This window comes from Candidatus Merdisoma sp. JLR.KK011 (assembly GCF_036941125.1).
In the GTDB taxonomy this organism is placed as follows: Bacteria; Bacillota; Clostridia; order Lachnospirales; family Lachnospiraceae; genus Laedolimicola.
In genome coordinates this window covers 969,505-995,695 of sequence record NZ_JAYWSZ010000004.1, presented here as the reverse complement: position 1 = coordinate 995,695, position 26,191 = coordinate 969,505, and the positions used below count along the sequence as shown (strand labels likewise).

At 45.5% G+C, this 26,191-nt stretch carries 36 protein-coding genes and 1 pseudogene; 12 read left to right on the top strand and 25 right to left on the bottom strand.

Annotated elements, in window-relative coordinates; all coding sequences use genetic code 11:
* Nucleotides 1-2 precede the first annotated feature (2 nt).
* The 7 genes from VV089_RS18655 to VV089_RS18625 all read right to left on the bottom strand — a co-directional run bounded on the left by VV089_RS18655 (nt 3) and on the right by VV089_RS18625 (nt 5,726).
* Nucleotides 3-239 carry a hypothetical protein gene (locus VV089_RS18655; RefSeq protein WP_334336959.1) on the bottom strand — a complete coding sequence of 79 codons (237 nt, stop codon included), beginning with the start codon at nt 237-239 and terminating at the stop codon, nt 3-5.
* 139 nt (nt 240-378) lie between these two features.
* On the bottom strand, nt 379-1,260 hold the full coding sequence (locus VV089_RS18650) for an immunoglobulin-like domain-containing protein (protein ID WP_334336958.1): 882 nt from the start codon (nt 1,258-1,260) through the stop codon (nt 379-381).
* A 130-nt stretch (nt 1,261-1,390) separates the two neighbouring features.
* Entirely contained in the window at nt 1,391-2,221 is an 831-nt protein-coding gene (locus VV089_RS18645) for an N-acetylmuramoyl-L-alanine amidase family protein (RefSeq protein WP_334336957.1), read from the bottom strand.
* Between the two features lie 161 nt (nt 2,222-2,382).
* Nucleotides 2,383-3,537: a hypothetical protein gene (locus VV089_RS18640; protein ID WP_334336956.1), complete on the bottom strand. Its 1,155-nt coding sequence runs from the start codon at nt 3,535-3,537 to the stop codon at nt 2,383-2,385.
* 145 nt (nt 3,538-3,682) lie between these two features.
* Nucleotides 3,683-4,309 carry a hypothetical protein gene (locus VV089_RS18635; RefSeq protein ID WP_160263441.1) on the bottom strand — a complete coding sequence of 209 codons (627 nt, stop codon included), beginning with the start codon at nt 4,307-4,309 and terminating at the stop codon, nt 3,683-3,685.
* Nucleotides 4,306-4,773, bottom strand: a complete 468-nt coding sequence (locus VV089_RS18630) for an RNA polymerase sigma factor (protein WP_160263442.1) — start codon at nt 4,771-4,773, stop codon at nt 4,306-4,308. The genes VV089_RS18635 and VV089_RS18630 overlap by 4 nt, the downstream gene beginning before the upstream one ends.
* A 281-nt stretch (nt 4,774-5,054) precedes the next feature.
* Nucleotides 5,055-5,726 carry a hypothetical protein gene (locus tag VV089_RS18625; RefSeq protein ID WP_334336955.1) on the bottom strand — a complete coding sequence of 224 codons (672 nt, stop codon included), beginning with the start codon at nt 5,724-5,726 and terminating at the stop codon, nt 5,055-5,057.
* A gap of 275 nt (nt 5,727-6,001) precedes the next feature.
* Here VV089_RS18625 and VV089_RS18620 point away from each other — a divergent pair, with 275 nt between their 5' ends.
* The 6 genes from VV089_RS18620 to VV089_RS18595 all read left to right on the top strand — a co-directional run bounded on the left by VV089_RS18620 (nt 6,002) and on the right by VV089_RS18595 (nt 9,613).
* Nucleotides 6,002-6,790, top strand: a complete 789-nt coding sequence (locus tag VV089_RS18620; protein ID WP_334336954.1) for an EFR1 family ferrodoxin — start codon at nt 6,002-6,004, stop codon at nt 6,788-6,790.
* A 33-nt stretch (nt 6,791-6,823) separates the two neighbouring features.
* Nucleotides 6,824-7,285: a GyrI-like domain-containing protein gene (locus VV089_RS18615; protein ID WP_334336953.1), complete on the top strand. Its 462-nt coding sequence runs from the start codon at nt 6,824-6,826 to the stop codon at nt 7,283-7,285.
* A gap of 27 nt (nt 7,286-7,312) precedes the next feature.
* Nucleotides 7,313-7,669, top strand: coding sequence for a hypothetical protein (locus tag VV089_RS18610; protein WP_334336952.1), 357 nt, complete (start codon nt 7,313-7,315; stop codon nt 7,667-7,669).
* A 31-nt stretch (nt 7,670-7,700) separates the two neighbouring features.
* The gene (locus VV089_RS18605; RefSeq protein ID WP_160558259.1) at nt 7,701-8,612 is read left to right on the top strand and encodes an alpha/beta fold hydrolase; all 912 of its coding nucleotides are present in this window, start codon (nt 7,701-7,703) and stop codon (nt 8,610-8,612) included.
* Between the two features lie 80 nt (nt 8,613-8,692).
* Nucleotides 8,693-9,103: a DUF5071 domain-containing protein gene (locus tag VV089_RS18600; protein WP_120431147.1), complete on the top strand. Its 411-nt coding sequence runs from the start codon at nt 8,693-8,695 to the stop codon at nt 9,101-9,103.
* Between the two features lie 135 nt (nt 9,104-9,238).
* Nucleotides 9,239-9,613, top strand: a complete 375-nt coding sequence (locus VV089_RS18595) for a GNAT family N-acetyltransferase (RefSeq protein WP_334336951.1) — start codon at nt 9,239-9,241, stop codon at nt 9,611-9,613.
* A 113-nt stretch (nt 9,614-9,726) separates the two neighbouring features.
* On the opposite strand, the gene VV089_RS18590 is transcribed toward VV089_RS18595, so the two are convergent.
* From VV089_RS18590 to VV089_RS18575, 4 genes are all read right to left on the bottom strand, one after another.
* On the bottom strand, nt 9,727-10,272 hold the full coding sequence (locus tag VV089_RS18590) for a hypothetical protein (RefSeq protein ID WP_334336950.1): 546 nt from the start codon (nt 10,270-10,272) through the stop codon (nt 9,727-9,729).
* Nucleotides 10,273-10,439: 167 nt separating this feature from the next.
* Nucleotides 10,440-10,703 carry a hypothetical protein gene (locus tag VV089_RS18585; RefSeq protein WP_334336949.1) on the bottom strand — a complete coding sequence of 88 codons (264 nt, stop codon included), beginning with the start codon at nt 10,701-10,703 and terminating at the stop codon, nt 10,440-10,442.
* Between the two features lie 64 nt (nt 10,704-10,767).
* A complete protein-coding gene (locus VV089_RS18580) occupies nt 10,768-11,220 on the bottom strand; it encodes a DUF6194 family protein (RefSeq protein ID WP_334336948.1) in 453 nt (150 codons plus the stop codon).
* On the bottom strand, nt 11,217-11,372 hold the full coding sequence (locus VV089_RS18575) for a hypothetical protein (RefSeq protein WP_334336947.1): 156 nt from the start codon (nt 11,370-11,372) through the stop codon (nt 11,217-11,219). The genes VV089_RS18580 and VV089_RS18575 overlap by 4 nt, the downstream gene beginning before the upstream one ends.
* A 105-nt stretch (nt 11,373-11,477) precedes the next feature.
* Here VV089_RS18575 and VV089_RS18570 point away from each other — a divergent pair, with 105 nt between their 5' ends.
* From VV089_RS18570 to VV089_RS18555, 4 genes are all read left to right on the top strand, one after another.
* Nucleotides 11,478-12,425: a helix-turn-helix transcriptional regulator gene (locus VV089_RS18570; protein ID WP_172550311.1), complete on the top strand. Its 948-nt coding sequence runs from the start codon at nt 11,478-11,480 to the stop codon at nt 12,423-12,425.
* Nucleotides 12,426-12,572: 147 nt separating this feature from the next.
* A complete protein-coding gene (locus VV089_RS18565; protein ID WP_160263451.1) occupies nt 12,573-12,932 on the top strand; it encodes a BlaI/MecI/CopY family transcriptional regulator in 360 nt (119 codons plus the stop codon).
* A 4-nt stretch (nt 12,933-12,936) separates the two neighbouring features.
* Entirely contained in the window at nt 12,937-13,566 is a 630-nt protein-coding gene (locus tag VV089_RS18560) for a M56 family metallopeptidase (protein WP_334336946.1), read from the top strand.
* Entirely contained in the window at nt 13,547-13,966 is a 420-nt protein-coding gene (locus VV089_RS18555) for a hypothetical protein (RefSeq protein ID WP_334336945.1), read from the top strand. Before VV089_RS18560 ends, VV089_RS18555 begins: the two co-directional genes overlap by 20 nt.
* 288 nt (nt 13,967-14,254) lie before the next feature.
* Here VV089_RS18555 and VV089_RS18550 read toward each other — a convergent pair whose 3' ends face one another.
* From VV089_RS18550 to VV089_RS18525, 6 genes and pseudogenes are all read right to left on the bottom strand, one after another.
* Entirely contained in the window at nt 14,255-15,517 is a 1,263-nt protein-coding gene (locus VV089_RS18550) for a DUF6070 family protein (protein ID WP_334336944.1), read from the bottom strand.
* A 13-nt stretch (nt 15,518-15,530) separates the two neighbouring features.
* A complete protein-coding gene (locus tag VV089_RS18545) occupies nt 15,531-16,811 on the bottom strand; it encodes a DUF6070 family protein (RefSeq protein ID WP_334336943.1) in 1,281 nt (426 codons plus the stop codon).
* Complete coding sequence (locus tag VV089_RS18540; RefSeq protein WP_334336942.1) at nt 16,812-17,843, bottom strand: DUF6070 family protein; 1,032 nt, start codon at nt 17,841-17,843, stop codon at nt 16,812-16,814.
* 215 nt (nt 17,844-18,058) lie between these two features.
* Nucleotides 18,059-18,343, bottom strand: a pseudogene (locus VV089_RS18535) (GNAT family N-acetyltransferase); the annotation flags it as partial.
* Between the two features lie 88 nt (nt 18,344-18,431).
* Nucleotides 18,432-19,058: an ABC transporter permease gene (locus tag VV089_RS18530; RefSeq protein WP_334336941.1), complete on the bottom strand. Its 627-nt coding sequence runs from the start codon at nt 19,056-19,058 to the stop codon at nt 18,432-18,434.
* 23 nt (nt 19,059-19,081) lie between these two features.
* Nucleotides 19,082-19,414 carry a DUF6809 family protein gene (locus VV089_RS18525; RefSeq protein WP_300858539.1) on the bottom strand — a complete coding sequence of 111 codons (333 nt, stop codon included), beginning with the start codon at nt 19,412-19,414 and terminating at the stop codon, nt 19,082-19,084.
* Between the two features lie 166 nt (nt 19,415-19,580).
* On the opposite strand from VV089_RS18525, the gene VV089_RS18520 reads away from it, so the two are divergent.
* A complete protein-coding gene (locus tag VV089_RS18520) occupies nt 19,581-19,925 on the top strand; it encodes a helix-turn-helix domain-containing protein (RefSeq protein ID WP_160258808.1) in 345 nt (114 codons plus the stop codon).
* A 15-nt stretch (nt 19,926-19,940) separates the two neighbouring features.
* Here the strand turns inward: VV089_RS18520 and VV089_RS18515 are convergent, their stop codons facing one another.
* From VV089_RS18515 to VV089_RS18480, 8 genes are all read right to left on the bottom strand, one after another.
* The gene (locus VV089_RS18515; protein ID WP_334336940.1) at nt 19,941-20,573 is read right to left on the bottom strand and encodes a DUF1697 domain-containing protein; all 633 of its coding nucleotides are present in this window, start codon (nt 20,571-20,573) and stop codon (nt 19,941-19,943) included.
* Between the two features lie 217 nt (nt 20,574-20,790).
* Nucleotides 20,791-21,219, bottom strand: a complete 429-nt coding sequence (locus tag VV089_RS18510) for a DUF3788 domain-containing protein (protein WP_334336939.1) — start codon at nt 21,217-21,219, stop codon at nt 20,791-20,793.
* 13 nt (nt 21,220-21,232) lie between these two features.
* Nucleotides 21,233-22,162, bottom strand: a complete 930-nt coding sequence (locus VV089_RS18505) for an AraC family transcriptional regulator (protein WP_334336938.1) — start codon at nt 22,160-22,162, stop codon at nt 21,233-21,235.
* A 39-nt stretch (nt 22,163-22,201) separates the two neighbouring features.
* Complete coding sequence (locus tag VV089_RS18500) at nt 22,202-22,462, bottom strand: GNAT family N-acetyltransferase (RefSeq protein WP_334336937.1); 261 nt, start codon at nt 22,460-22,462, stop codon at nt 22,202-22,204.
* The gene (locus VV089_RS18495; protein WP_334336936.1) at nt 22,459-22,794 is read right to left on the bottom strand and encodes a GNAT family N-acetyltransferase; all 336 of its coding nucleotides are present in this window, start codon (nt 22,792-22,794) and stop codon (nt 22,459-22,461) included. Before VV089_RS18495 ends, VV089_RS18500 begins: the two co-directional genes overlap by 4 nt.
* A gap of 11 nt (nt 22,795-22,805) precedes the next feature.
* Nucleotides 22,806-23,279: a tRNA (N6-threonylcarbamoyladenosine(37)-N6)-methyltransferase TrmO gene (gene tsaA, locus VV089_RS18490; protein ID WP_120423395.1), complete on the bottom strand. Its 474-nt coding sequence runs from the start codon at nt 23,277-23,279 to the stop codon at nt 22,806-22,808.
* Nucleotides 23,280-23,365: 86 nt separating this feature from the next.
* The gene (locus VV089_RS18485) at nt 23,366-24,205 is read right to left on the bottom strand and encodes a MerR family transcriptional regulator (RefSeq protein WP_160582112.1); all 840 of its coding nucleotides are present in this window, start codon (nt 24,203-24,205) and stop codon (nt 23,366-23,368) included.
* Between the two features lie 60 nt (nt 24,206-24,265).
* Nucleotides 24,266-24,598, bottom strand: coding sequence for a DUF3795 domain-containing protein (locus VV089_RS18480; protein WP_120423397.1), 333 nt, complete (start codon nt 24,596-24,598; stop codon nt 24,266-24,268).
* Between the two features lie 305 nt (nt 24,599-24,903).
* On the opposite strand from VV089_RS18480, the gene VV089_RS18475 reads away from it, so the two are divergent.
* Entirely contained in the window at nt 24,904-26,163 is a 1,260-nt protein-coding gene (locus VV089_RS18475) for an IS110 family transposase (protein ID WP_286083100.1), read from the top strand.
* Nucleotides 26,164-26,191 lie beyond the last annotated feature (28 nt).

Here is a 26,191-nt window from a genome sequence, read left to right as displayed (position 1 = left end):
CATTAGCCAATTTTGTCTATGCATAGTGTAACTTGTAAATTTACTGCATTTATTAAACTTTCCTGTAGTCTCCCTGCTTCCATAGGCCTTTTCTTTTTGTCCTGCAGAAAATTGCAGATTTTTTCAACAGTCAAATCATCATCCACCATATGCTTTTCAACATCTGTTATCATGTCCTCTGCAAGATAAAATTCATTTTTCCCTGCTAAAAATATTCTGGCTGCCGGACAGAGAATCATCCCTTGTGGCCCTGCCCCTGTTGCGTATTCCCCTGTCTTTTAGGAACTGTATGGCCTCCTCCGATTCCGCCGCCGCGATACCATGCTGCACTTCATCAAGCCGCAATGCCGTCATGCTTTGCCTGGGCAAAAGTTGCCTCTATAAGAAATTTGCGCATGTTCCTGCCATCCTCCCATGCCCCACCAGAAACTCGGCGCTCAGTGTTTCCACCACAAGCCTGTACATCCCTGGCTCCAGCGTGCCATAAATATCCAGATTATATGTCTCGCTGGCACTCTCCCCGTCCGGAAGGATATGGGCAATATCCTGAAAGCCAACATTATCCGCCCTGACAGGCATTGTGTACCACTGGCCATCTATCTGTTTCTGGAGGGAAAAGTATTCCCCGTAAGTGAATTCTTCCCCGCTGTTATTGGCAATCAATACCGTAATCTCACTTGTCCCGATGTCCTGGACAGTCATAGACATCCCCTCTGTACCCTCTGCAGGCAGCTCATCCGCTTTCAGCAGGAAACAGCTGTGATATACGGACAAATGCCCGGCATTGGGAAAGTTAAGGACATTCCAGGTATCCTCATCACTGCCTTCCATCTCTCTCCATAGAAAGGAGAGGTCCGTATCCCCATAATAAACCGCCCCGTCATTCCTAAGCCAGACCCCGCCGGATGCCGTCACGGAAATGTCATACCCTTCCCCGCTGCTGATCCAGATTCCAAAGAAGGGAGTCTCCATCTGGGAGAGGGCCTGTTCCTCTGCCGCCTGGAGGGGAATATCATTGCTCCTTTTAATCACTTCCTTCTCCGTACTGCTGTCATACAGAGTCCTGACCATAACCGTTTCCCCGTCATAATAATATAGTTGGAAAGCACTTGTATCCGGGCTTGCCCCAACAAGGATATTTCCACCCTTATCATTTTTGTAAAGAAACACAGCAAACAGAACGCCTTCCACAGCCAAAAATAAAATGATGAAAAACACAACTGGTATATACTTTGTTTTCTTGTTTTCAAATGTCCCCATCGGTATCTTCCTTTATAAACCTGTCTATATTAGAAAAGCCACAGTAAAACTGCGCTTTACCGTCAGAACTATCGACTCCTTTTATTATCCTCCGATTGGCCGATTATGGGAAGCCCTGAAACAGAACCTACTATCCTGTCCTTTCCTCCATCCCTTTCACAATCCCCTTCACAAGTTCTCCGGCAAGCTTCTCCTGATATTCTTCTGACATCAGCTGATTTCTTTCATTATAATTGGAAAGATAACCTATTTCTACCAATACAGCAGGAACTGTTGTATTCTTCAGAATATAGTAATCGGCAGGTTTTACATTCCTTGAAACAATATTTTTGCTCTCTTCTATTGTTTCCATAATCTTTTCCGCATAATGTTTCCCTTCCTCCCCGCTCTTGCAGTAATAACATTCCAGACCATATATCGAACTGTCTTTTTCATAATAATTGCAGTGAATGCTTATAAAAAGATCTGCCTTTTCCCAATTTGCAATCTGTACCCGTTCCTCAAGTTTCATAAAAATATCTTTATCCCTGGTAAGTACCACCCGGATGCCCTGTTCCTCCAGCAGTTCCTTTAATTTCAGGACAACAGCAAGGTTGATCTCCTTCTCCGTTGCCGCCTGTTCCACTGTTCCCCCATCTTCCCCGCCGTGTCCGGCATCCAGGACAACCATATGGTTTTCTTCCCCCGAAAGGTCTGCGTCCAATTCATCTTCCTCTACACTGGATATTGTTTCCCGAACAACATCCGCCTTTTGGGTGCTGATCTCATTCTCATTCCTGCGGAAAAAATCCCGGATATACAAACAGCCACAGATCATCAGCAGAATCATAACTGCCAGAACAGCCGCCATGATTCCCCGGACGGTATAGGCTATGACCCTACGCCTCTTTCTGGCAATCTTCTTGCTTCTTTTTCTCTGATTCTCTGTCTTCCAGGCTGGCTGTCTTCTCTTTTGCACCATACTTACTCCTGCATTTTGTTCCTTTGGGGTATTGACAATATATAAATTACAAAAACTGCCAACCAAGCATGCCACGAACCACCGCCCACTGGTTCCTGACATGCTTACCTGGCATACTGATGATATATTAAATTATTTTCCGGCGGCCGTAAGATACTGCCCTACTGCCGCGCCGCAGGAACATAATGGAATTTTGTTCCTTCTGCTGCCACCCACATATTCGTTGGATCATCCTCATCCCATTTGTAATTTCTATCCAGAAACAGTACCCTTCCATCGGGCAGTGTTGCCATTGGGAAATATCCCTCTGTGCTGAAAGGCAGCTCGCCTGCGGAAACCTTCCATTTGATACTGGCACTCCCCAGGTCATAGCCAAGGATTCCCTGTCCGCCGAAAATTACAAGGTCACAGTCCCTCCCCGGACATACACAGTTATAGAAGCTGCCGTCACTGTGGAGAAGAAAAGAAGTGACATCCCCTATACTACCATTGCGCCCGTCCAATTCAACGATCACGGAAGTGCCATCATTTGCAATACTGTCCCAAAGTACGGCGTATACCTTTCCGTTCCGTCCTCTTCCCATGGCGGTGCGCAGCGTATAAACCTTGTAATCATAACTGATCTTATTCAGGAAGTTCCCTTCCGCATCAAAGGTCAGCACTGCTGTTCCATCGTTCTGTGTGGAAAGGTAGATATCCCCGTTTCCTGCCACTGCAATCATACGGGGTGAAAAAACTTCCTGTTTTACATATTCGGAAATGTTCAGTTTTGCCGCCACCTCACCAGACGGGCTGACCCTCCATACTTCACAGTGTTTTGTAGGGCAGACAACCTCATCATCCCTCATCACTGCTTCAATATCCCTGTCCTCTGCCACCACATACAGGTTCCCCTGTTCGTCCGTGGTCATGACGGAAAACACCATTCCATCCGGCGCCGTCACCTGCAGATCCTCCCCGTCAGCCTCCCCTGGCTTCATTTTCAGGATTCCGGATCCCCCGTCCCGCTCCCTGCTCAATAAATAAATGGCATCCGAAGACGCCGTAAGCCAGTCTACGGACACACTCCCCTTATAATCTATGGTCCGTGCTTCTGTGGATAATGGGGGCAATGCGGAACTTTGGCTGCTTTCCTCCGGGACAGTGTCATCATCCGCACGATAAGCAGAATCTGCTGAATCTTCCTGCATCACCGGCTGCGGTACCTCTCCTTCCATAACATCTGCTGTTGGGTCTGGACTGTCGCTACAACCAGTAAGACATAAGGCGCCTGCCAACAGCAGCATACCCAACAGCCTGCATTTTTGCATTTTCATGTTCCCTTCTTCCTACATATGTACTGATATGTTCCATTTCGCCTTTTTAGGGCACCATGGCTTACAGCCCTGATGCCCTGTTCCGGCCAGCCTGCTCTCAGGCAACACTGGCCTTATTCCCGATTTTTCTGTAAACTGGCAGCGATTATTCCTCCCCGGCCTGCGCTGCTCTTTCTTCGGCCTCTGCTTTTGCTTCCTCTCTTGCCTTCTGCACTTCCGGTGACTGGTCAAGGGCATAGTCCCTGGCTGCGTTAAAGTCCAGTATCTGCAGAAGCTCCTCGTCTGTCAGTTCCCGGTCAGGCAGGTAGAAGCAGCCGGTATCCTTCGTATAGGCCAGTGTATCCCCGTCCGGCACCTGGCTTTCATTCTCCACCAGGGTCAGCGTGTTCTCCGGGAACATGCCATTCTCGTACTCCTGTCGGAGGGCATCCATCCGTTTCCTTTCCTCCCTTGTATATTCCCTGCTGAACTGGTCTGCATGGATCTGTTGGCTCTGGATCATGTCCTCCGTTGCCTCCACCTCTGCCCTGGGAATCGCCTCCATCCTTGCCCGCACCAGGTTGCTGATTGCCGCATAGGAAGGAATGGACACCGCACCGAAGACCAGCATGAAGGCTGCCGCCGACATTGCCATCCTCTTAAAGCTGTTCCGTCTGTAGGTTCCGTCTGCCATCTGTGTTCTTACATTCATGATAATTTCCTCCTGCATATTTTCTTTCATGTGTACCTGTTTTAAAGCATGTCTCAGCTGTCCGCCATTCATCTCACTCATCTGCAATATTCCTCCTTCCAGGTAGTCCGAAACTGCTCCCTTCCACGCTGCAGCCTCTTTTTGACCGCATGCTCCGTAATTCCCAGGATACCGGCAATCTCCTTTACCTGGTATCCTTCTACATAGTGGAGTACCATCACGGCCCTCTGCTTTGGGGGCATCTGGAGGAGCTCTCGCACCGCCTCCCTATCCTCCTGCCGGGATACCAGTGTGCCTGCAAGCTCCTCAATGGGCACCTTCGGGTGCCGGAATCTGAACCGCTGTATGTCCCTGCAGTGATTAGTCGCCACCTTGATCAGCCATGCCTTTTCATGCTCGCCGTCCACAAATTTCGGTTTTTTCTCCAGATATTTGCAGAAGGTCTCCTGGATGGCATCCTGGGTGTCCTGCTCACTGCCGAGTATTACAATGCAGATCCGGTACAGCATCTCACTGTGTTTCCTTACTGCCGCTTCCAGGTCCATATCTTTCCATCTCCTTTCTGTTCCACATCCATCGCTCAAAATACCCGGATCTGGAAGAATTTTCTGTCACATCCGTGTCCGAAAATCTTTCCGGGTATCCTTCGGCTGGATGCTGTTATACTTATGACACGCAATCGGAAGACGAAAGGTGACCTTTTTACAAAATTTTTTAAGACACGCCAGTTTTTATGAAAGAAATGCAGGAAATAAAAGTTTTATTTAGAAAAACTGCCCTCTCCTGACAAGGGTTTTTTCCTTATCAAAAGAGGGCAGGTAATGGTTCAGTCCACTTTTACAATACAAATCTGGGTTGCTTTCAGTCCGCTGCCGGAAGAACTTCCCCATACCTGAATGAACTGGCCGGATGCCAGGTCCGCCGCTGTTGCTGCTGACATTTCAGATCTGGCCCCTCCATCATAGATCGTTTGTATAGCAAACAGGGTATTTGCATCGTATGTAACCGCAATCTTGTTATACTCAGAATCATCCCCGCTGCCAGGAGATACTACGATATCACCTCCATTATCTGATTTTTCTGTAATGGCCTCTACCACGGTAAGCTGCCCATCCTTCAGTTCTTTGATATCCCCTTCCAGATTGGGAGTACTGTCCACCCATTCTGCAGATGTGCCAGACGTACTTTGACTTTGTGCTTCCGGCTGTTCTTTCTGTGTGCTGTCTGTTCCCTGGCTGCTGCTTTCACCGGATTGCGGTTCCGGTGAGGCTTCCGGTGACTCCGGTTCATTCCCGGTGTCGGTTCCTTCTGCATCCGCTTCCGGTTCCGGAGCAGAAGCATCGTTCTCCGTATCATCTTCCGGGCTCGGCTCGCCTTGAACCACCTGTGGTTCCTGGGTATCTGATGCTTCCTCCTTCTTTCCACAGGCACATACCGCAAGGCTCAGGATGCACAGCACCCCTGTCAATAAGATCATTTTTCCTGTTTTCTTTTTCATGTTGCTCTCCTCTCATATAAAATTCCATCCACAGCTTATCCAATATTTCTGCGAATTTTTGTCCATTCTATCAGAGTAGTCTCCAAAAAGCCTCTAAAACATCTTAAAAAGAATGAACTTAATTTATTATTGCTCCATTGACCGATTTTGAGAAGATGTTTGTTTTCAGCCCTTCCCAAAATCGGTCAATGGCAGTAAAATTGACAGAAAAGGATAAAATCAGAAACCATGGTGCAGGGACGTGGTCATTACTCCAATTTTGAAAGGGAAAATATATGATAGGTATCTATTTAAGCGGAACAGGAAACACAGAACATTGTATCAAAAAGCTGCTTTTTTTACTGGATAAAACTGCGCAGGCAGTTCCGATGGAGCAGAAAGACGCGGCACATTTATTATCACAGCATGACTTTATCGTTTTTGCATATCCTGTTCAGTTTTCAAACGTTCCTGTCATGGTAAAAGATTTTATCAAAAGCCATCCGGATCTTTGGAAGGGTAAGAAAATACTTTGCGTTGCCACTATGGGATTGTTCAGCGGAGACGGCGCAGGCTGCTCGGCATGGCTGCTCAAAAAGTATGGCGCCAAAATCGTTGGCGGTTTCCATATCCGTATGCCTGATTCTGTCTGTGATGTAAAGCTGCTGAAAAAAACCTTTCAGGAGAACCGGGAAATCATCCGGAAAGCAGACAGAAAGATTGAGAAATGCGCAGAGGAAATCAGGAAAGGCAGGTATCCCAAAAACGGCCTGCATCTTTATAGCCGAATCGCCGGATTACTCTGCCAGCGTTTGTGGTACTACAGCAAAACCAAAAGTTACTCGGATCAATTAAAAATCAGTAATGCCTGTACAGGCTGTGGGCTTTGTACCCGGCTCTGCCCGGCCGACAACCTTACCCTGAAAAACGGAAAAGCGGCTGCCGGAAAACACTGTACCATGTGTTACCGGTGCATCAGTTCCTGTCCGGCAAGGGCAATTACATTACTGGGGCACACAGTCATTGAGCAGTGCCGCTATGATAAATATATCCAAAACGAGAAAAAGAAAGAGCCTTTAAAATGAAATGAAACATAAAGCGAAGGGAGTAACAAATCAATGAAAATCGAAACATGTGAAAAAGAATCCTTTGTTGTAATCGGAAAAGAAGGGGCGACAACGGACGGAGCCGGCTTTATTCAGAAGTTATGGGATGAGGCGAATTCCCATTTTGGAGAAATCGCACATCTGGCAAAGAAAGATGAAGATGGGAACATCAGCGGAATATGGGGCGCAATGTCTGACTTTTCCCGTTCCTTCCAGCCCTGGGAGGGCTTTCAGAAAGGGCTTTACCTTGCAGGGGTAGAGTGTAATGAGGATGCAAAAGCCCCCGATGGCTGGACAAAGTGGGTGATACCCGGCTATGAGTATATTTATGTGGAACGTGAAAATGATAATACCTTTTCAGAAGTAATCCAATATATGAAGGGCAATGGTATTGCTCTGGTTGGTGCCGTCCATGATTTTACCTGCCCAAAGACCGGGAAAGGGTATATATTTTTTCCCATAAGGAAGCTGTAAAAAAGAGAATTTGAGGAGGAAAACAGAATGAAATCTATCTGCGGAATTGATTGTACGAACTGTGAATTATGCAGCACTTGTAACGGATGTGCAGCAACAGAAGGGCAGCCTTTTGGGGCGGAATGCCTTGTTGCACAGTGCTGTAAAAATGGGAAAACAGCGTTAAGCGAATTAAAAGAAAAGCTGATTGCGGCCTTCCATGCGCTGCAGATTCCAGATATGGAAGAAGTAACAGAACTGAATGCGCTGAAAGGTTCCTTTGCGAACATTGAATATACCCTTCCAAACGGCCAGACCGTAAAGTTTTGGGAGTCTTCTTCAAAAAACAGGCCGCCATGGAACTACACTGTTGTTAACTCTTGGGAGAAAGGGCTGTCTTGGTAATGGAGGCGCACCGACAGAAGTTGGAGGAAACATGTATATAGACAAACAGTTAAAATTGAATGTAAACGGTGTGCCGCAGTTTGTTTCGATACGTGCAGAAAAGGAAAAGGCTCCTTTGCTGATCTATCTGCATGGTGGCCCCGGAGACGCTGCGTTTCCCTTGGTGATGACGTACAATAAAATGTTAGAACAGCAGTTCACGGTTGTTATATGGGAGCAGCGTGGTGCGGGAAAGTCCTATTATAAATTTGACGGGCCCGTTACGATTGACATTTTTGTCAATGACCTCTACACACTTGTGGATTATTTGCTGCCCCGGTTTCATCAAAGTTCGGTGTATTTGGTCGGTCATTCATGGGGGAGCATTCTGGGGCTGCGCTTTGTCCAGGCATACCCGGAATTAGTGCATACTTATATCGGCTGTGGGCAAGTCGTCAATATGAAAAAATCCAGCAAATCAGCCTATGAATATGCTCTGGCACATGCTGATAAAAAGGACTTGGAAAAACTCAGGAGGATTGATTGCTCCTATCAAACGGACAGTTGGCTGAATGACCTGCTTTTTGTGACCAGGCAGGTTGTTAAACACAAGGGTTCCCTCTATGGAAGAACAAATTATAATAATTTAGCCATTCCCTTTTTGCTCTCTCGATATTACACACTCGCCGATTTGATTCGGCACCAGAGGGGCAGTCTGCAAGCCATACAATATTTGTGGCAGGAAGTCATGCAAACAAACTTTGAAGCCCAAACACAATATGGCGCTCCAATCATATTTATCGAGGGAAGATATGACAACCATGTGTCCTCTGCTCTTGCGAAGGAATACTTCGACCGGATTGAAACAGAAAAACAGTTTTACTGGTTTGAGGAATCCTGTCACTTTCCTCAATGGAGCGAAAGCGACAGGTTTAATAAGCTAATTTGCAATTTGCTTACATAATAAATAATAATTTAGTGCGTCTTAATGCTATCAGGTAAAGACGACAAATCGTTAAGTTGAGATGGAGATGAAGAACTAATATGACAGATATTTACGACTTGGTGCCAAAAAATAAATTTGATAGTTCCAATATAGAGAGGCTAAAACACCTCACTGACAATGAGATTGAGCCGATATTACCCTCTCTTTTGGAGTGGATACAGGACTGTAATTGGCCTGTTGCTGGTGATATTTTGCCGGTGCTAGCTTTACACCAATCAGCTCTGACCCCTTTAATTCATAGAGTTTTAAGTCCACATGAAAAAGACGAAATATGGAAGTATTGGATTATTACCTGTCTGGCACCTCTTTTTTCTGATAAGAGCATAAATTGTATTCTCTCAGATATACAGAGGATTGCAAAAAAACCTACACAGGGCGAATTAAGAGAAGAAGTACAAGAAGCTGCTGTTACCTTTTTGCAGAATAGGCTATCAAAAACAAGTCGATAACTTTCAGTTTATCGGTAATTTATGCAGAACAAGAAATTGAAATCTTGTACAGATGGGGATTATGCAGATGAATTGGATTTTCCGCTGCCGGAAGGTTTTTACTTTGTAAACCCCCAGGACATTGACAGGACAAACGTGGGCAAATGCTGTTTTAAAGGTTTTGACCATGAGCAGTGTGAAGGTCCGTGGAATCATCAGTATGAGCAGCACAATTATATACTGAGCACCGCGCCGCACGCAACGCCGGAACTGGATGTGGTTATTGCAGATGAGTCGGGAGAATATGCCTGCTATGCAGGGATGTGGTGGACACCTGAAAATCGCCTGGCATACATGGAACCTCTCTGCACCATTCCTGAATACCGGCATAAAGGTCTTGCGGCGGCATTATCTGAAATGTATCGGAAAACCAAAGCATTAGGCGCAACACATATGACAGGCGGTTCCGGCAGATTTTATCAAAAAACAGGATTCCAAAATGCCGTAAAATGGACATTCTGGGAAAAATAATGTATAAGGACTGCTTAATTTATTGAACTTTTGCATGATCCACACAACAAAACGGACGCATCACATCAGTTAGTCGATACGCCCGTTTTGCTTTCCCATATATGGCATCCGCCCTAATTTAATTTCTCCAGGTTTTCATTCATCTTTTTCAGGATAGAATCCTTTTGGTCTAAAGTTACGGTCTTATCTTTTACGGCCTGGTCCAAAAGCTTTGTTACATCCTCAATATCCTTTTTATAGTTTTCCGCTGTCAATTCCTCAGCGCTCTTTGCCAGATCCGGCCTCATAACGATTGTGGGATTGAAGGCAACGATGGTAGTTTCTGTGGATACGGTAAAAGCGCCTTTGTAAATGACAAATTCACCTTTGCCGTTATCCGCCTTCAGTTTGGCCAGGTCCGCTTCCATGGCCTTGACATCGGCATGGTCTGCGCCCATATATTTTTTAATCTGGTTGATGGATTCCTCGTATTCTTCCGGGGTATAAAGCTCAAAAAGCCCTCCCAAAGTAAGATCCTCCGCCGGGTTCTGAACTTCCTGGGCCCAAACCGTGGATACCTGCGGGGCAGGCGCTGCTCCATAGGCAGTCTGTCCGGCAGCCATAAGCATAAGACACATGATTCCTGAAGCTGTAAGGTTTCTCTTTGTACGATGGAACATGGTATAAATCCTTTCTTTTTATTAGTTTATCTTCACAGGTGCGCACCTTTTGAAAAAACGGACTACTATGATAGTCTGTCTAAACAACAGACTATCATAGTAGTCCAAGTGCGTCAACGAATATTTTCTGACGAATCTCTTAAGAATTCCGATTACAGCCCGCTTTTTTAATTGGGATAGAAATTTACCACCATAAAAGTAAGCATTACATCCTGCTCATTGATATAGGTGTGCTTGACAGACGAGTCAAAAATAAGAGCGTCACCGCTGTTTAGCGTATAATTTCCCATCTCTGTGTGCAGCGTTTCCCGGCTCGTTTCGCTGAAATGGATATGTATGTCAAAGGTGGTATTTCCTATCCGCTTCACAAGATCGGGCTTCACATCCAGAAGGGCGGTGGTGTGGCTGGTCTTGCTGGTGTCTTTGTTCATAGACTCTCCTTTGCAAAAGCCATTGAAAGAATACATGATGTGTTCCTTGTATGCTTTTGTTGCATTATTTACTTTTTCTTCTGTTGAATTTTTCTTTTGCAAAATCATAGGATTCTTGTATCATTGCTTTGAAATCCTCAAAGGTCTTATCAGAGGGATTTAAAACACATACCCAGCTCATCCATGCGTAGACAGGGTGGGGAATAATGGTATCTAAAACGGTAAAATCATAATCCATTTTTACGATTTTTCCAGCAGGCGGACGCTCTGGAATATACCCAAATTTTTTAATAAAGGTCTGTTTCCTTAAACCGACATTCACACGATATACATTATCACGGTTCAACATAGAGCCTTTATCATTATCACCGTCTTTTTCTTTAACAGTTAAAACATATACTCCCCGTTTTAAAACTCCGTTCGGATTATAAAAAATCCCTTGTTCTCCCCAACTTTCTACCAATACAACATCTTTCAAATTAGACTGGCAGTAGGAAAGAATATCGTTTGGTGTCATGCCATTTCCTCCAAATGGAACATCATTGTTCCCTCGTCTGCTAAAGCAGAACAATACTCCTGAAATTCCGTAACCTGCGGCAACTTTTCCAAAGCCCCCTGTGCTGCCTCCATTGATGCCCACCAAATCATTTCAATCACGTTTTTATTCATAACATCTTGTCCTTTCGTTTGAGTATCATATTGCATTTGGTACATAGATAGTCTATCATGGAATAGTGACAACGGCTGTCACCATTCGGAAAGGAGTTTTTAAAAATGTCAAAAGCAGAACGGCTTATTGAAATGATGATAACGATAAATGCCAAAAAGGATTTTACAGTAGGCGAATTAGCAAAAGAATTTTCTGTGTCAAAGCGAACAATACTCCGTGATTTGCAAGAATTAGAACAGGCTGGATTCCCCCTTTATTCCGAAGTCGGTGCTGCTGGCGGGTATCACATCTTGAAAGAGCGCATTTTGCCGCCTATCACTTTTTCAGAGAATGAAGCCAAAGCTATATTCTTTGCCTGTCAAGCCTTGAAATTCTATCACGATTTACCTTTTGAACAGGAAACAATATCTGTTTTGAAAAAATTTTTGAACTGTCTGCCCTTAGATATACAAAGCAGTATTACACAAATTCAAAATAGTGTAGTATTTTGGATTCCAGACAGGCATTGCGATTCACCACTACTTAAATCAATGTTTCATATTGTCGTTAATCACCATTCAGCAACAATACAGTATTCATCAACACATTCTGAAAGTATACGCACAATTATACCGATTGGGCTATATGCTATGAACGGGCTTTGGTATTGCCCTGCATATTGCACCGTTGCTAATCAAATCAGAGAGTTCCGTATTGACCGTATAAAGGAAATAATAGAGGAAAAACCATATCCTAAAGGGAAATTTCCTGTTCCTGCGTCCATTCAAGAATATCTCGAAAGGTTAGAAATCGGAAATGATTACCACATAAAGATTCAGCTAACCGATATAGGTGTTAAACGCTGCGAAACTGAATTTTTACTGGCAAGGGGATTAAAAACATTCCCAACAGGCGGCGGTATCATCGACATGGAAATACGTCATGCAACCTTGGATTGGGTTGCCGATTATTTCCTGCCATTTGGAATCAATGCAACTGTCTTAGAACCACCAGAACTTGTGGAGCTAATGAAACAAAAGATATACGAATTACATCAGCATTATTGTAGGTAAGCTTCCTTATAACCCTATTATACTTATCGGTTCAATTATATTATCAGCCACATCCAGCGGTTATTCATTGACATCAACAGACTACTGTGATAGTGTATAGGAAATGTACGATAAAGAACACACAATGAATACGAGGTGAACACGGATATGGAGAAGACACTGTTTGATTCAGAACGAAAAGTAATGGAAGTAATCTGGAAAGAAGGAGACGTGACAGCCAAACAGATTTCCCTGACCTTACGTGATACCATCGGCTGGAATAAGAATACCACCTACACAGTCATTAAAAAATGTATCCAGAAGGGCTTTATTGAACGCCTGGAACCGAATTTTGTCTGCAGGGCTCTCCTTTCCAAAGAACAGGCGGTTCAGGATGATACCAGGGAATTTGTAAACCGTGTCTTTGACGGCTCCGTCCCCCTGTTGTTTTCATCCCTGCTTTCTCAGAAAGCCCTCTCAAAGAAGGAACTGGAGGAATTAAAACGAATGATCAATGAAATGGAGTAAGCCTATGAACCTGCTGCAGATGAGCCTTTCGGCTTCCGTTCTGATCCTGATTGTCATAGCATGTCGGAAGTTCTTTTCCGCCAGAATATCCAGAACCACTTTTTCGCTGCTCTGGCTGCTTGCCTGGTGGAAGCTGATGATTCCCGTACCGGTGGGCTTTCCTGTGCCTGCGGCCCATCAGTTAAGGGAAAAAATGCCGGATATCACCGTAGCTTTACCCCTTTCGGCGGGAACCTGGCAGACAGCCGGGGCCGGGCCGGACTTCGGATGGAATCTCCTTAAAATCCTGTGGCTTTGCGGCGCTGTATCTGTCAGCCTGTATATCGCTTATCTTCATGCCGCCAGTATGAAGAAATACCGCACAGCAATTCCTCTTAAGGAATCTTCCTGGATTCCCATGTGGCTGGAGCAGAAACGTTCCTTCCGCAGAATTACCGTCCGGGTTTCGGACGAGATTGCTTCCCCCTTAACCTATGCTATCTTCTTCCCGGTAATCCTGCTTCCAAAACAGTCCGACTGGGCGGACAAAGAGAGCATGAAGCTGATCGCTGACTATCGCTGCCACCATAAGCTGCGTCGCAGTCTACGGCGCCGTTCCTTCTGGCGCTTTTTCCATGAAATCCCTGAAGAATGACCCGACCCTTGGAGGGATTTTTGAACTGTACTCGGTGGAAGAGTATCAAAGGATTGTAGATACTGTAAAAGAGGACAGAGGGGAGGGAGATCCGGATGCCTTAGCCATGGAACGGGACCTGGAGCGTCTGAAAGCTGACAACGGAAAAGGGGAATTTGTCATCTATAAAGGCGCGTTTATGGTATCCACGGAAACCACGGTGGTCGCTTTCAACCCAACCATTGTCATGCGGCCGGAACTTGTAAGCCGGAATACACCTCTGACTGCTGAAACTTACCAGAATGATATAAAAGATGTGACAGAGATTCTGGAAGACGCAGTGGCAGACGGATTTTTAACAGAAACCCAGAAAAAAAGAGTGTTAGACAAAATGGAGGAGAATCTGGCCGGACTGGAATAAGCACCGAAAATGATCCTCCATTTTGAGACTGCAGGCTCCCTGCCCAGTCTTAAAAGAAACTTAAAAATATTTTTCAGTAAACAAGGGGGGATATAGGTTTTGGAAGTGCAGAATCATTGGAAGAATTTTACACAAAGACCATTTCATATTTTATGATACCCCTGTCGGCCCATGTGATTATAGTCCATGCTAATTTAAGCTTATTGATAAATTCGGCGTGTGCTGGTGTCTTTTTGTATGAGGGAACAAGGATAACCGCTGGCCCTCTCCAATGGTCTGTGATAATCTTTATTTTCCAATCCGATACTGATACTCCGGGATATTAAAAATTCCGTCATCCAGTATCCGGTTCTCCAGATACTGGATATCTCCGTTTTCTGAGAGCCTGACCGTAAGTTCATGGGTTATGACCGCATCATTGCATAAAATCATCTGGCATACCGCATCCACAGTCAGGGTAAATGTTCCATCTTCATTTTCCCTGATCTGTGTCACCTCGGGAACAGAAGTACCGAAGAAACTGGGTGCGTAATTTCCGCACCCCAGTCTCTCCCATCGGTAGACTTGACGCACTTCATCAAACACGGCCCACTGCCGAATCTCCTCCCTGGAAACCGGAAGGTAATCCATGATGGTGTTTTCAAACTCTTCTGCCGGTATCCCATGGGGATACTGCTCCGGTTCAAACCTCCTGTCATACTTCATCCCATAAAAATATTCATAAATCCCGTTATAATCCAGTTTATCCAGGCTCTCCCTGTCCCAGTTGGAGCATAACAGGTTATTTCCCTGATACCCCAATGGAAGCACACATTTTTCGGACATTTTACGGCATTCCTCTGGCAGGGGCCTCACTCTGACCAGGCAGCTTCCGTCAACAATCTCCGATACTTCCGGAGGTTCCGGTACACATAATTCATAGCAGAAATATCCTTTTTCCGTATACTGCCATTCTTTTATTCTTGTATAGGAAATGTACGCAGGCATCGGTGTTTCATCTTTCCCCCATGTCATATTTGCTGCCAGCACATACATAGTTTCCCCATCATACTGATATTGAAACCTTCCGATTCCTCCATCTCCATGAATCCGGTACAGGAGCACGGTCCCGGCCTTTCCCACTCCGGCATCCTGTAAAAAACGCTCCATCTCCTGCCAGTTCTCCATAACCTGGTACGGTTCGCTTCCTGTGACCGGCATGCCCATAGTCTTTAGCTTCTCTTTTAATTGAATTAAAACTTCCTCTGATAAAACCACGTTTGAAGCATCGCCTTTGTCCGCTTCTTGGTAGATGTCCCCGGTCAGTTCCAACGCGGCCCTTAAGTCAGCTTCCGCTTCTTTCCTTTCGTTTTCATCAACCGGAAGATCATACCCTTTTTCCCAACGCCCTTTTTTGTCATTATCTTCCCTGCTCTCTGCCAAAGAAGGTTCTTCCCCACCTTCTATGGCGCCGGACAGTGAAAACTCCTCCTGCTTTTTTCCTCCACAGGCACACAAAAATCCTGCCATCATTATAATAATAGTCTGGATATATATTTTTCTTATTTCCATGGAAATCCTTCCTTTATTTCATATCATATACGTTGGGAATGTCCAGCTCCTTTTTCTCTATGGAATTGGATAAATAACGGAATGTCCCGTCATCAAAGGGCTGAACGGTTATGATGTTGGTAAACGCACGGTCGGAGTTATAATCCGGCCATACCCCATCTACAAAGAGGGTCAGCGTTCCGTCCGGGTTCTCCTTATCCCCCACCACTTCCCCAAAAGGCGGATACGGGCTGGAAAAGATCATTTCATACGGATAGCTGTCTGTGTCTGCGCGGTAACCGCATATCTCCCTTATCCGTTCCTTTGTGACTGGAAAATACGTGGTCATGATCCGTTCATATACCTCTGCAGGTATCTCCCCATTTTCCGGCCGCAGAATCTCTCCCGTATCCATGCGATACAGGTCCTCAAACATGCATGGCATCAGGATATCCTCCACGTTGTTACTGTCCCAGTCCGTTACAAGGACATTGTAATTGACATAGCTAAGTCCGTCCAGATATTTTTCTGTCAACTCCCTGCACCGGTCAGAAAGCGGGGCTGCCCGCCAGAACTGGCGCAGGCTGGAATGGTAGAGCTGTACCGTATAGGCGTAAATGAAATATCCTTTTTCTGTCAGTTTTATCTCCGCAATATCACTGACAGCAGTAGATATGATTTCCGGTACGCCCCCTTCCCTCCATCCGATCTGCACATAAAAGGTCTGCAGGTTTCCTTTCCTGTGTATAAACGTATAAGCACCGATCAGCCCATCCAGATTCACGTCAAAAATAGTAACCAGGCTGTCCTGCCCTTTTAAATAAGCAGAATAAAAGTCCCGGACACTGTTATGGTTTTCCATATTTGCCCCATCAGTAACGCTTACATATCCGGCCTCTCCCAGCATGGATACTACCCGGTTCCTCTGCTCCCTGGAGAAATCCCTGACCGTATAAGTATAGGGCGCATCCTCCTCTATTGCTGCATACCTGTATACTTCCTGCACCTCCAAGGCAGCCGACAGGGCACTGTTTTCCAGTTCTTTTTCTTCAGCTTCACCGAGCAGGCTGTCCGGCTCTTCTAAAAAATATGGTGATGGCAATGCTTCCTGTGGTTTTTCCCCTTTGTCTGCTGCCCCGGTATTGCCAGTGGCGGCGCTGCCGGAAATCTCCATAGCCGGTTCCCAGGATTCCTCCGGCTGCTTTCGGCCTTTGTCCTCCTTAAAGCCTGTATAGAAGCTCCCGGCTGCCACTGCCAGACATAACAGGATAAGCAGGAAACTCCCCTTTCTGAACAACCGCTTTAAATCTTCCAACTAATCATCCCCTCCATATACTTTCTTCCACTGGTCTTCTGTCAGCCGGTCTGAATGCCACCACAGCTCACAGCCGCCCTCCGGAAAAATAACCTGATTGGATACATACTGAAAACCTCCATCGTCAAGGGGACGGACCACGGTTTTGTGGGTATACGCCCTGGAGGTGTTTTCCTCCGGGTATACGGCATTCACAGTCAAAGCTAACGTTCCGTCATCATTTTCCGTATAACTGACCACCTCCGGATATGGGATATCCGGATATTCAACCTCATAAAACCCTCTCGGTCTGTATTCATAAGTCTGATCCTCCGGGATATAGGCGGCCTTCCTCTGCAGCTCCTCGTAATCAATTTGCAAATGACGCTCAATGACATGTTCAAATACATCTGCCGGTATCCTGTAAAAGGCTCCGGCGTCTAAATCATCATCCGGCGTAAAAGGAACCGGCTGTTCATAGATATCAGGATAGAACCTGTCAAATAAATCATAAAAATCCAGATTCCCAAAATCCTGCTCGCTCCAGTCCGTAAGGAAAAGATTATTTCCCCCATACCCCACCGGCAGCAAATACCGTCGGTTTAATTCCCTGCACGTTTCATCCAGCGGCTCAATCCTCAGCGCCGTATGTTCCGGTTCATCACTGAGGGAAAGCACATAATAGCTTTCGGAATAATAACTTCCCTCAAACAGCAGGTAGCCTTCTTCCGTATATTCCCACGATTCTGCCGGATAGCTTACGGTACTTAAGTTTTTCGGAATCCCATTGCTATACTGATAATATCCTCTGGTTACATTTACTGCTCCCTCTGCTGTAAGAAGGTCATACTTTATAAATCCGCCGGAACTGGTGACTGCGATTATGGTAAGTTTGTCATCCTGCGCTTCCTCTACGGATCTGCAAAAGCGTAAAACCTGTTCCGAACCGACCATGTCAATCTGATTTTCCTCTACCTTTTTGCCGCATCCGGACACTATAAAAAGAAGGACACCTGCTGCAATAAACAGTTTTTGCTTTCCCATGTTTTTCATCTCTGTCAGACCACCTTTTATCAATATCTTTTATTTTAGAATTCCCGCCATGCGCAGCAGATACCTGGCATTTGTGGTAGTGCAGCGCCCCACATTTTGGCAGCAGAGAAGCATTGCACATCTATTTATCCAGCTGGGTTACGACAAGACAAAACTGATGTCCTGCCATAATCAGGGTTTCCAGTATCTCCACATCCTTTCAATTACTGATTTTCTTATACAGGGATATCATACTGCATGATGATGTTATGGAAACAGTCATGGAACCCCAGTTTTCTGTAAAGTTCAACGGCCTCCTCCGAACCGCTGAGCGTAACTGCCCTTACTCCGTTTTCAAAAAGCTCCCCCAGTGCCTGCGAGCATATCGAAATTGCCGCTTTCCTCCTGCGGTATTCCTGTATGGTGGAAACAAATTCCAAAGACGCCGTATCCCCTGTCCGGATTGTGGAGGTCGTGGATACCGGTTTCCCATCCATCTCGCACAGATAAAACCGGAGATTCTCTTCCTTATACCCTCTGCAGTTAAAAAGCCGGAAAACGTACTCCTATTATCACCCTGTTGACCGATTTTGAGAAGACTCCGGGTTCTTATTCCACAAGTTCAATGGAATCCACAATGCTCATCCTGCTGACCTTCCGGAGTGGAATACAGGTTGCCAGGATACAGGCTCTGATGGCAAAAAGTGATGCGCAGGCCATGGGAACCACGGGAACTGCCGTCAGCCGCAGGACATCCGCTGCCCCGGCCTCCACAAATACTGTGCCGATATATCCGGTGATACACCCAATCACCGCCGCACTGATGCCATAATAGAACCTTTCCCACAAAAATACCCGGTACAGGCTTCCCGCGCTCATACCCATGGCCCGCTGTATGCCGATCTCCGTGATCCGGGTATGGATATTGGTATAAACTGTATTGATAATGTTCAGGATTCCTATGAGGCCGATGAACAGAATCAGGCCCCAGGCCAGCAGACGGATCTGGGTCTTGCTTTCCGCATACTGGCGGTCCGTCTGTTCATAGGACACCGTGACCGTCCCCAGTACTCGCCTGCAAAATTCCTCCAACACCCGGTCAAAAGCTGCCCGGTCGGAACCTGCAGTTAATCCCGGCCTAAGTTCCCCTTTACCGCAAAAAGGACGGCCATCACAAACGATTGCCGCCCTGCAATTATTTTCCTGTCCTATATCTGCTTCAAACCATTCAGACAAAGCATTCCTTCCGTACCTCCGTTTTATTCCATCTTTTCCGGCCACTTTAACCCTTCTGTTTTCCTTAATAATCCCATATGAAACAGCACCTGCACGCAGTCCGCATATCCCTGGATATATGCCCTTCTCTCCTGAACAGACGCAAAGTCCTCCAGGCAGTCTTTCATTTTTTCCGCCTGATTCTGCTGCTCTGCAGATAAGGTTTTTAAAAATTCTTCCCACTCCAGCTCGGTTTCTTTCCAGGCAGTCAGCGCCTCTTCATACTCCGGAGTGCGGATGTAACTTTCCCTGTTCACATTCTCCCCGTTTAAGTTGCCCAGGAACTCAGCCATTTTCACCCACATATCATTTGACATTTCCAATTCTCCTTCCTCATTCTTAATTTCAACTCCTGCATTTCCCGTATATTCCTATCTCCTGAAGTACATTATGTATGTTATAGAAGAACTTTCTCAACCATAATCGCTTAATTATTGAAACTATAGCAGATAAAATTAAGCCATTATACTTGGAGGTGAACGGATGGACGACTTATTAAAACAGATTGGAAACCGGATACTGCATCGCAGGAAACAGCTGCGCATGACACAGGAAGAACTGTCTGAAAAGGCAGGTATCACCCCCCAGACCGTTTCTTCCGCAGAACTTGGCAAAAAAGCACTGCGCCCGGAAAATATCATCCGGGTCTGTTCCGCACTGGATATCAGCACCGATTACCTGCTTCTCGGAGAAGTGAATGCCAGCGACCACTGGACCCTGATTTCCAGAATCTCAAATCTGCATCCCGCACAATACCGTCATCTCGAAGATATTATCAACAGCTTTATCTCCGCTTTAGAGGTACGGGAAACACAGAAAAGAAAATAATTCTCCCCATGTTAATCAGTTACTCCGAAATGCTGACATGGTATCTGCAATCAGTGCTCGTGTTGCCTGATCCATCTCTTTTGGCGGATACTCTCCATCCGGCTTCTTCTCCGGCTTGAAAGCGCCCTGTTTCCATATAGTTTCACTTTTTATCTCTGTTTTATCCTCTGTCTGCCTAACATTTTCTTTCTGGCTCAGAATCTCCGCAACGATTTCTTCGATTGCCACCCTGTCTACGGTCTGGGGAATGGCAATATCCGGTGTTTCCGGGCAGTTGATATAGTGGAGGACCGCATTCACAAGAAACTGTGCCTTGCTGCGCAGCCCCTGTTTTTCCAGCAGACGAATCACGGCGTCATGGGCCGGATCATTTTCATTAAATTTGATACTGAACCGCTCCCGGTCTTTCTTTGACAGGACAAAAACAGGAATAACCAATCCAAACTGATTTTTTATCATTTCCTCAATCTTGTCCGTAAGCTTCCTTATATTATCTTCATCACTGGAAAAAATCACATTGCCGCTGTTCAGATATGTTTTTACTTCTACAAAAGCAAGTGTTTCAAATCCCTTCTTTAATTCTGCCATTGGCACTTTATTTTTTCCACTTATATTGATACCCCTTAATAAAGCAATATATCTTTTCATATCCGCCCCTCCTGTCACTTCTTGATTTATTTATTCATCAATTCAAACGCTTTTTCAAATGAGATACATTCTGTATATCTTCCATTCCACATGAATCAACAACCAAAAGTACCATTCTATTTTCTCCTATTCATTTAGACAATACCTGTTCAGACATTAAATCCTGCTTGTTATACACAGTTTGTCATAAAATGGCTCTGCAACTTTCATATTCCTGCTATGATGGTATACGCCTTCTGAGATTGATAAGGCGAAATACATCATCCATAATTTCTCTATCCCGCACATCCAGCATCAACCATTTCTGTCCATTTCCGGTTTTTGTGTTTTTGAATACTGTCTGCACATAGTCGGAACATTGCGGCATAAGAAACTCTGCCTCCGTAAATTCACGACTTCCTACAACCACGAGAGCGATAAAATAGCCCTGCATCGGATAGAGAGTACAAAGAGACTTTCCGTCTTTTTTATACTTAATATTCCAGCCTGCCTGCATAGAACAACGGCTGTGTTCCATGCAGGGCCTGACCCGATAGGTGGACTGAATACGGTTATTAAAATCTGTCCATAATGAACTGTTAATGTATTCTGTGACTTGCTCCAGTGATGGGGATTTTTCCTTTGAATATAGCGCATTCCAATCCATTCTGAACTCCTCCTTAGCCTTTATTTTTCAGCGGCAGGGGCTTGACCCAAATTTCCATACAGGCCATCCCCTCCAGGTCACGGTAATATTTCTCTGCTGAGAAAGGCTCCGTGGTTAAATTGTGGCGGGGCAGCCAGATACCAAAAAGATATTTGCCGGCCTGATCTAAAGCAGCCGTTACCAAATCCTCAAAATTTTCTGCTTCGACTCTGCAAACGATGTATTCTCCTGCCGGGAGTTCTCTCTTAACAAAACCATCCTGCAGCCGGTCCGGAATATTTTGAACAAGGCCGCCTGCAAAATAAGTGAAAAGGTTTTGTGCAATACCTTCCCCATGGGACATTCCCATTTCTACAGCAGTATTTAGATTGGCTGCGATGGAAGCCTTCTCCATGTGATAACGTTTCCAAAGTTGTCCTGGTACATCTACACCTGTGCTTTCACCAGCCGGCATTTGTTCGGAGATACGGACTTCCGTTTCCAGGCCAAGGTAAATTTCCGGTTTTTCCAATGTCCTTCTCTGGATTTCCAGGACGATATTTCCCGCCACCAGCGGAACCCCCTCGTCTACTAAAACATAATTCATGGAAACTTCCGGCCTGGCGAATGTGTTGAGCATTGGCAAATCCCTCCTGTAGCTTTCAGGTGTAATCCCATAGGTTTCCTTGAAAGCCCGTGTAAAATTGCCGTGGCTTAAAAAGCCATAGTCCAAGGCAACGTCAAGAATCCTCTGGTCGGTATTTTTTAGATTTTCAATAACCTTTGCCAAACGGCGTAGCTTCACATATTCCTGAACCGGTTTGTTTACCAGCCTTTTGAATAATCGCTGAAAATAAAAGGGGGACAGACCGACAGTATTGGCCAGTTCTTCCGTTGAAATTTCTTTTGTCAGGTGTTCCTCGATAAAAGTCAGGGATTGTTCGATTGCTTCATATGCGTGCATTGCGGCACCTCCTTAAGTTGATGATCAAATTTTATCATTTTATTTTTTGCCGGGCTTTTCACGCAATGCGCTTTTTGATTTGGAAATTTCAATATAATCAGCCTTAATCATACCATACAAATAGTAATCGCAGTATGTGTTTACCATTTTATCTTCACGGATAAGTCCCTCACACTTGAAGCCTGCTTTTTCCAAGGTTTTACAGGATACAATATTTTGTGTGTGAACATCAGCCCATAAACGCTGTAATTCCGTTTCTTCAAAGCAGAAGGTAACTGCTCTCACCAGCGCTTCTGTCATAAGCCGTTTGCCCTGGCAGGCAGGTGAAAGGCGAAATGCCACTTTTGCCATGCGGTAATTTCAATGAGATATACCCACATATCGCCAATAACTTTATGATCCTGCTTATGGATAATACCCCAATGAAAACTTTTCGCAGGTTTCTCTTGCTTTTGGATAAGTAATTCCGGGTTTAAGTCACTTTTCCCGGAGCGTTTGCCCCAATACTGATAAATAGAGCTGTCACCCAGCCATTCTTTCAGATCCGTAACATCCTCTTTTCGCAGAGGGCGCAGGATAAGCTGTTCCGTTTCAAGAACAGGTTTATTCTGAACATAATCCTGTAATTTCATAAGCTGTCCCTTTAAAAGTTAAACACCTGTCCCCAATCAAAACAGCCGGACGCTTCTGTGCTTTTCGGCCATTCGCTGCACCATGCGGGAACACCGGGCGTTTCAACCCTGTCAAAACTCGGTGTATAGGGCTTGATGTCCAGTACAGGCGTATTGTCATCCGCATCAATGAACGCAACACGAATCATTCCGTTGGTGAAATCAATGTTGATTATTTCGGACGCTGTTAATGCAACAGGGTTCGGACGTGCAGGAGACCGTGTCGCAAATACACCCATGACTTTGGGTGCGCCTTTATAGGGCTGTTTCGTTTGTAGTTCATTCCGGTCCGCATGGTTGTCGCAATCGCTGAACCACCAGAGGACTTGGATGTGGCTGAAGCCTTCCAGGGCCTGCAGTCCGGGAATGTACTCTGGGGCCAGCTGAATAAATGTGCCGCTTTCATCATTTTTCACTTTGCCAATGGCTTTTAACTGACAGGTCATATTTTTTTCCTCCTTGCTTTGTTGGTAAAACCAGTATAAGACCTCACATCATGTGAGATGCAAGAGGGAAAAAATGCCCTGCATTTTTAGCGGGGCATTTCAATTTCTATATGGCTATGGTGTTCCAGTGGTATTTGAAGCTCAATCAAATACTTTTCAGGGTTCTTCTCATTCCACGGGCCTCTATGCACGATTTGACGCATGGGGGCAGACATTTTGTATTCGCTGTTTTTCTGCAGCCATTCGGCAAAGGCAAGATAAGCTCCTTTTATATTTGCAAAATCGCCATAGACCATTGTGCAAGCCATATGCGGGACTGGTTCTGTCGTGCCAAAACAAAATGGGTCTTTTGCCTTCCCCATTTCCTTTACCGGAGCGCACAGTTCAATATCAACATCTGTCTCCCGAAATTCTGTATCGTGATAAATAGAAAATGTACTGCCCGTTATTTCTATTTTTTGCTCTCTCGTAAAAGCAGAGAGTTCTTTCCATAAGTCACCCTCGGAATAGTAGTCTGGTACAACCCTCCTCAGGGACAGCACCTGATACCCAGGGATTGGCTTAATGGAGATGTGATAGTGCAGCTCTCCTTTGCCACCCTGTATTTCACTTTTTGCAAGTTCGATTTTTTGCAGTTTTTCCTGTTCGGCCTGTATTGCATTTTCTATCTCCATGCGCTTTTTGTCGAGCTGCGTAAGAAGTGATTGCTCATCCTTCGTCAAAGCAAGCGCAATTTCTGAAACATTCAGTCCGCTGTCCCGCAAATACAGGATTTTATTCAGGCGCGGTATTTGCTCCACCGAATACAGCCGGTGTCCCGTCCACTTGTCAACCTCTGCCGGTGTCAGGATACCTGTCTCATCATAATAGCGGAGCATACGAACAGATACCTGCGTCAGCTTTGAAAATTCTCCTATCCTGAACATTGTTTCACCTCCTGCTCCAGCTTAATGAGATCACTGTAAGTTGTCAAACGAATCGGTAGTCTATCCCCTCAGATTTTTTAGAGCATCGGGGTTATTTGAGATAATCTCTCCAACAGTCTGACAGCTTTCCATGTTTGGGCAGTCTCCACATGTCGCCACACCCTTTTTCAATGCACACTGACGAATTCCGCAAAGACTATCGCAGAATACAGTTTTCATTCCATCAACACGACATCCTTCACAATTGATATGTTCAGGCAGAATGGGGGCATTATTTAACTCGGCCCATAGTTTTGCAGTTTTCTCACGCAGCGCCTGGTCATCATTGATTGTTGCGAGATATGCATCACATTTCTCACAATCCAGCCCGCAGTATGCAATCATATTTCTCATGGTTATAATCCACCTTTCTGCGAAAGGCACCAATGGGGTTATGAAACTCATTTGTGGCTTTCACTCTTCAAATTTTCCTGATATATTATCGTTGTAAGGCTGACACACTACACAACACGTGGAGGTGAGTGGTGGGGCTGTATAGCGGCAACCTCGTATGGTTATATGTGTCGGTCATCCGTTAAGGCATCAATGAATGGCGCATTCCCGCAGCCCGTAAACTTATCTCTTCCAAAGTCGACTCGATTTTGCCGGATGGCCAGTCCCTGTCAGCTTGCAACTATAAATCTCAGGAGGTTATTTTCTTGGCTTTTAAAATCTTTCGTAAAAACTGTTGTGGGCTTGATGTCCACAAAACATGGATCTATGCCTGCATCGGGATTACCGACACAAACGGCCGAACTGAGTATAAGCAGGCTCGTTTCTCGTCCTTCTCCAAAGGGCTTAAGGAACTGGCTGACTGGCTTGCAAAATACCGCTGTTTTGAAGTTTGTATGGAATCTTCCGGTAAGTATTGGATCCCTGTTTTCAATATCCTGGAAAAAGCAGGGCTCTTTGTCACCCTTGCCCATCCCAAATACACCAAACCGCAAAAAGGAAACAAGACAGACCGTAAGGATGCCAAATGGATCTGTGACCTCTTCATGTGTGACATGATCAAACCTTCCTTTATTCCGCCTGCTGACATCCGCCATCTGCGGGATCTGGTACGCTACCGGTTCAAGCTCACCTGTATGATTACTGGCGAGAAGAACCGTGCGCAGAACTGTCTTACCGTATCCAACCTCAAGCTGGATGATGTCTTCAGTGACGTTTTTGGAAAGTCCTCCCGTTCCATCACGGAACAAATACTTGCCCATCCTGGGGAAACTTTTGATGTGGCACCTTTTGTTGACAGACGGTGCAAGACTCCGATTGGAGAAATCCAGGCTGCCATTGATGGAGCTGTTTCTCCTGAACAGGCTGTCAAACTCCGTCAGTGCCTGGACCACATAGACGAACTGGAGATGCATATAGAAAAAGTGCAACAGGAAATCCTTCGTCTCAGTGATAAATACCAGGCCGCCCTTGATTTGGTCCGTACCGTTCCGGGCTTTGACAAAAATCCTATGACTGCAATCCAGATCCTTTCTGAAATCGGTGGTGATATGTCTGTCTTCCCCACAGCAAAACACCTCGTTTCATGGGCAGGATGCTGTCCCCGTAACGACCAGAGTGCCGGCAAAATCAAATCCACTCGGATTTCCCGTGCTGGTTCTTATTTTAAACCAGTTCTGGTGCAGGTTGCAAGTGCTTTGACAAGATCAAAGGACCATCCTGAAATCACCAATCGTTACAGGCGTATAAAAGCACGTCGTGGTCACAAGAAAGCCATCATCGCTGTCTGCCGTATGCTCCTGACCGCTATCTGGCACATACTCTCAGATTTAAAGCCCTATACACCAGACGGCTTCGTTGAACCACGTCCTGCGGAAAAGTCAAAGGTACTGACTACTGCGCAGGCACTTAGCTTGTTGAAGCAACGGGGATATGTTATCTCCGATTCTGCTCCGGTTCTAAATTAGGTGTTGTGTCTATATTCATTTTTTCGAA